4 protein-coding genes and 1 pseudogene are annotated in these 6,164 nt (G+C 38.4%); 3 read left to right on the plus strand and 2 right to left on the minus strand.

Annotated elements, in window-relative coordinates; translation table 11 throughout:
- Positions 1-424: 424 nt before the first annotated feature.
- Positions 425-1,130: pseudogene (locus F6K13_RS14120) on the minus strand (IS1 family transposase).
- Between the two features lie 38 nt (positions 1,131-1,168).
- Positions 1,169-2,455, minus strand: coding sequence for a carboxyl-terminal processing protease CtpB (gene ctpB, locus F6K13_RS14125; protein ID WP_124155303.1), 1,287 nt, complete (start codon positions 2,453-2,455; stop codon positions 1,169-1,171).
- Between the two features lie 559 nt (positions 2,456-3,014).
- Here ctpB and F6K13_RS14130 point away from each other — a divergent pair.
- The 3 genes from F6K13_RS14130 (at position 3,015) to F6K13_RS14140 (ending at position 5,767) form a co-directional block, all read left to right on the plus strand.
- A complete protein-coding gene (locus tag F6K13_RS14130) occupies positions 3,015-3,821 on the plus strand; it encodes a hypothetical protein (RefSeq protein ID WP_192901186.1) in 807 nt (268 codons plus the stop codon).
- A 243-nt stretch (positions 3,822-4,064) separates the two neighbouring features.
- A complete protein-coding gene (locus tag F6K13_RS14135; protein WP_124146859.1) occupies positions 4,065-4,808 on the plus strand; it encodes a Uma2 family endonuclease in 744 nt (247 codons plus the stop codon).
- 263 nt (positions 4,809-5,071) lie between these two features.
- On the plus strand, positions 5,072-5,767 hold the full coding sequence (locus tag F6K13_RS14140) for a YdcF family protein (protein ID WP_124146860.1): 696 nt from the start codon (positions 5,072-5,074) through the stop codon (positions 5,765-5,767).
- Positions 5,768-6,164: the final 397 nt, after the last annotated feature.

Here is a 6,164-nt window from a genome sequence, read left to right on the forward strand (position 1 = left end):
GTCGGGAGGTAGACAAACATCTTGATCGAAGCGGATCAACATTTATTTATGTAAGGGGGTGCTTTCCGCCCCACCCTGTGGAGGAGTGGGGAAACCAGCACCCCCTTACCAACCCCCTTATGGTTGTTTTTCAAATCCGATACAGATGCGTAGTTGAAAGTCAACTATTAACCATCTCTGTTGAATCCCCCCGTAGGTTTTTGAGAGTTCTTGATAGCTATATCCTTAATTGATTGATGCTCTTGACAGGAGTTTAATTCCTCCTGTGTTTTCCGCTGCTAACAGAACTTCCTAGTTCACCAGGAATACTCATTTCACATACTTTTTTATGTTCTATCAATTAATTTGTTAGCTAAAATTCTGATGATGATTTATGTATTCTTTTGTAATACAATTGAAGTTTAAAATGTAGTATAGCAATGATCTAAGTGAGTAAACTAGCATTATAGTGATCAACAAAATACCAAATTGCACCAATATGATTGTCGAGAGATTTTGAGAATGATCAAGTTTTACTTACTCAGCTGGAAACTCTTTGACGTCAAGTATGATTGAATCGTTCAATATAACTTGTATCACCAGTTTCTTGGCCAACCCCACGGTGACGCTTACTGGGTAATACTTGTGAGTAAGCTGGCCCAAAATCGGTGTCACAAATAGCCCATTGACGGTAAACTGGAGCAAGTGAGTGCCACAATTGCTTTGCTGATTGGCTAGTGCGATCACCAATATATACTCCCATAATTTCTCCTGTTCTGGCCTCAATCGCAAGCCAAATCCATTGTTTTTTTGCTTTTGACCCTACATCTGACCACATTTGATCCATCTGGACAATTAATCGACCTGGTTTTTTTTAGTCACCTCAACTTGTTTGGGAACCTGGTAGTATTTCTGATTGACATAGTATTGAAGCCAAGGTGACGAAACTCCAGTTACGCGAGCGATGGCAGCCAGCGACATCCTTTCCAGTAGAAGTTGATTGATGAATTCACCTGTTGAGTGATTAATGGGTTGTCGGGTTGGCTTTCAACAAATTGTCGCCCACAATTGTTGCATTTGAATCTTTGTTTCCCGTAGTGAGTATGTCCATTTTTGACAAATTTTTGGGAGTTACATTGAGGGCAAGGCATATTTCAATCTGGATGCAACAAAGCCGATTATATCATTACTATGCACCACTACCCAATATTTTATTTTTCAATAGATTTACCGCTCTAAAATAATAAGGGTCTGATATTGTAGCGAGCACGCCTGGTTGCCGATATAAGCGCCGTTTTTGAGAATCTGTCAAATTTATACTTACGTCAGGAGTAACACCTTTTTTACTAATATCAGTTCCTTTAGGAGTGTAATAGTGAGCAATAGTTACTGCTAAACCCGAACCATCTGATAAAGAATGCACCGACTGTACTAAAGCTTTACCAAAAGTTTGATCTCCCATAATAACAGCACGACCATTATCTTTAAGTGCCCCTGCTAGAATTTCACTAGCACTAGCTGAGTCACCATCTACCAAAACGACTATTGGTTTATCAGTTAAAGCTGAACGGTTTGCCCGCAATTCTTGCTTTTCTCCATTACGGTTAACTGTGCTAACAATAGCACCTTGATCCATTAACATCCGAGCAATATCTATACTAATGCGCAATAAACCGCCTGGGTTGCCCCGCAAATCTAAAACATAACCATCAGCATTTTGATTATCCAGATTTTCGATCGCTTTCTGCATTTGTTCTCCAGCGTGGGCACTAAATTCTTGTAAATGAATATAGCCAATACGTTTATTCCCTTCACGCTTAAGCTCGTAACGAACTGCTTGTAATTCTATTCTCGCCCTGGTTAAAGTTACATCAAATTCTGTTTCTCCAGAACGCATGACTTGCAGTACAACATCTGTACCCAAATCACCTCGAATTAGTTTTGCTGCTGCTGATACACTCAAACTAGCAGTAGGTTTGCCGTCAATTTCCAGGATTTGATCTCCTGGTAATAAACCTGCTTTCATAGCTGGAGAATTTTCTACAACGTTCACTACCGTAATTACTTTGGTCAGCTCATCCTCCTTTAGCTGCATTCCCACTCCAGACATTTCCCCTGATGTTTGATTAGTCAAAGTTTTGAACTGCTGCGGGTCTAGAAAACGAGTATATGGGTCATTAAGTAGATCTAATGCTTGACGTAATGCTTCATAAGCTTGTTCGCTAGAAGTATAGTTTTTCTCTAACAAAGTTTGCCTAGTCGCTTGCCAATCTGTCTGATTAAAACTACCATCAACATAGTCTCGATTGACAATTTGCCATGCTTCATCCAGAACTGCTTTCGGGCTATTTTCTAAATTTGCCTCAGCAGGCTTACTCAGGGTAGGAGCCAATAAAGATAAAGCTGTGGTTGTAGCGATCGCTCCACTGTACAAAATGGCTTGAAGGATGGAGTTGCGTTTTGAGGCTGAGTTCATTGAATTTTTTTAGTAGTTGGACATTTATTGATATTGACATTCCCACTAATTTATGATATATGGGATAGTATTTTTTTGAAAGAAGTCTAATATACTACAATATTAGCTGAATATATTTATTATTGTATCTATAGTGACAAGGGAATTTATTGTCTAGTCAAATTTTACCGTTACGACTATTGTCTCTAACTCTATATTTGAGAAGAGTTAAGTAATTAAAATAAATTAACTGATAATCCTCTTACCGAAAAATTGTGGTTTAAAGCTTCCCCTTTTAAGGGGATAATAAAGAAAAATTTTCATGATTAGTCAATCCTATCTGTTTTAAAGGAGAGGTAACTATTAATTATTAATTGTTGAAAGTACTTTTTAGGATGAATAAGTACAGTTTAACTTGAAGTAAAGAAGGAAGAGGGAAAAAAGATGATTAATTTTCCTGCTTTTTTATTCCTATTCTATGTTGCTAAAAGCCGGATCGACTTGTAACTAAATTAAGTCGAAAACTACTGTAATTTTTGATCTCTCGCTCGTTAGTTTTCTTTACATAAAAATTTAAGACATGATGGAAACAAAAGCCAAAACCTCAAATTGGCTAGGTTCATTCGTAAATCTAGCCGTTTTCATAACAGCTTTAGGAAGTATAATAACTTTACAAGTATTCTGGCCTTCAGAAAATTCTCCCTTAAAAGAGAAAATCGTTTTAGATTTGGCAGAAGCAGTAGAAGCTGAAGAAAAAGAAGCTCTACAGCTAAAATTATTGAAGGCATCTCCAACTTTTGGATTTGATAATTTGATTGCAGATTGGGTGTTTCTCCAATTTTTGCAATATTTCGGGGACGACACTGCCAGAAATCAAACAGGTTATTCTCTTAGTGAAGATTACTTTGATATCATCACCCGCTTAGATCCAAGATGGGTTGATACATATCTATTTGTGTCTAACTCTTTATCTATATATGAAGGTAAACCAGAAGTCGCGGTAGAATATATGACTCGTGGTACCGATGTACTTTCTTCAGAAATAGATCCGAAAGCTTGGCAAGTATGGAGATGGAAAGGTATAGATCAATTACTGTTAGTAGGTGATATTCCTGGAGCAATTGATTCTCATGAAATGGCAGCTGAATGGGCTGAAAATACATCATATCAAAGCTTAACATCTCTGTTTAGACAAACAGCAGAATTTCTGAAGCGAGACCCCGATAGTAAATTAATCAAGTTTAATGCTTGGTTGTGGGTATACGGTCAAACAAGAGACCAAAGAGTACGCGATCGCGCTCAACAAGAAATTCTCAAGCTTGGAGGGAAAGTAGAAATCGATCAAAATGGAGAAATGCGTTTTGTCTTACCAGAATCTTCTGAATAACTGTGGTGATTAATAGACATAGGTGCGAAAATAATGTAGGGAGTTCCCTAAGAATTTCACTATTGTATTGTAAGAGAAAGTTTTTCAATCAGATTCCATGAGGACTTAAAATTATATGAAATATAAAAAATTGTGCAAATATTCGAATCTCTCCATCTCCCCATCTATTTTTAAATAGAACCCATTTGGGATCTATAATAATACAAATACAGTCCACCCTTAGCCATAAGATAGACACTAAAAATGGTTCTACAAATAAAATCCACTAAACCAGAACCAACAGTAACTTGGAAAGCACTACCAGCAGACTTTACCTTACCAGACGACCCAGTGGAAAATATTCAACAACCTATTCTTGCTGCTGCTCTGACTGATGCTTTGGGAGCTGCATTGCTCATTCAACCTCAAATGCTCATTGGTTCAAATTTCGGATTAGTAGCCACTGTCAACAAAAAAATAGTTGTCAAGGCTCCCGATTGGTTTTATGTCCCCCAAGTACAACCAGTGCCAGAGGGGGTAATTCGCCGTAGTTACACTCCCCATCTAGAAGGCGCTCCTGTAGCTGTAGTGATGGAGTTCCTCTCAGAAACAGAATGTGGGGAACTATCAGTGCGTTCGACTCCACCATACGGCAAACTTTACTTTTATGAACATATCCTCAAAGTACCAACCTATGTAACTTATGACCCCTACGAAGGGAGTTTAGAGGTGCGCAGTTTGCAGGATGGAAAGTATTGCTTCGAGTCAGCTAATGAGAATGGACATTTTTGGATACCGGAATTAGACTTGTTCTTGGGAATTTGGCCAGGGGAAAGACTAGGGCAAAATATTAGCTGGCTTAGATGGTGGGATAAGTCCGAAAATTTGTTGTTGTGGAGTAGCGAACAAGCCGAACAGGAAAAGCAACGGGCCGAACAGGAAAAGCAACGGGCCGAAAAATTAGCTGCTAAATTACGCGATTTGGGTGTCGATCCAGATTCGCTCTGATATAGGAAATTATATCTGATTCATCAATAGTTATAGCGTTATGGGACGGAAGTGAGGGAATGGGGAAGTGGGGGAAGTGGGAGAGTAGGGGAATAGGGAGCATTTTTCTACCTTTTTTCCCTATTCTATTTCTGAATTTCCTGACTTCTATGCCAAAAGCACATACCATCTACAAGGATATCAAATGGGTTCTATAAAAAATAGGAAACAGGAGGAGCAGTGGGCAGATTAGAGGTAAGCTCAAATAACCCGCTATAATTTCTATGACAGGAAATCCAAACATTCGTGGCAATCAGAAAATCAGGAAAATATTGCTGTTTTTGCTTTTTTCTATACTTTCTAGTCTATTAGTGTGGTTGGTGGGAAGTACTATTTCACTCCAGTCTGCAGCAAAATCTCCTGTGGATACTTATTTAGTTTTAGGTGGGAGTATTAAACGGGAAATTTATATTGCTCAAGTGGCTAAACAATATCCTCAGACCCCAATATTAATTTCTGCTGGATCTAAAGACCCTTGTCTTGTGGGATTATTTCAACGGGAAAATGCTCCTGTAGAGAAGGTTTGGTTAGAACATTGCGCTAAATCTACTTTTGGTAACTTCTATTTTACTTTGCCAATTCTCAAGAAATGGGGAGTGGAGCATATTAAACTGGTAACATCTCCTACTCATTTACCCAGAGCTAAATGGTTAGCACAGATTATTTTGGGTGCTAATGGAATATGGGTAGAAACTGATATTGTTGAGGAAATAGGGGTGCCTGGTAATAGAGAATCTCATCTCAAGACTGGTTTAGATGTAATTCGTAGTTTATTTTGGGCTGTGGGAAGTAAGATAATAGAACCAAAATGTGCTGATGTGCTAAAATTGACACAGGTAAATATGGCACAATGGTGCAAGGATGGTTTTCGCTGCGAGCATCAAGCAAAATTGAAGTCTGAGTCAATTTGTAGGAAATAGCTTTACATCATGTTCGTTTGAATACTTATAAATAACGATTGAGGAGTCAGGAGTCAGGAGTCAGGAGGGAAGAAGAAGGAAGAAGAAGGAAAAATCTTGTGCTTTACCTAATAATAATAGGACTTACGCAGATACGCTATATATAGCAGTCGAAACTATTGTCCAATAGTTAATTGAATCTATACATAGTGCCTTTGCGTAAGTCCTGAATAATTAAGATTTAAGGTTTCAGCCTTATTAGGTTGAAAAAAAGTGCCAGCTTTTCGGTCAATAAAGCTGAAAAAACTAGCATTTTGTGCAAGAGTTGGGGAGAACAATCTTGGGACAAAACTTAGCTCCTACCTCCTCGCTCCCAAGCCATGTCTCCTGTCTCCTGTCTCCTACTAAAAGACTTTTT

This window comes from Okeania sp. SIO2B9 (genome assembly GCF_010672505.1).
GTDB lineage: Bacteria > Cyanobacteriota > Cyanobacteriia > Cyanobacteriales > Microcoleaceae > Okeania > Okeania hirsuta.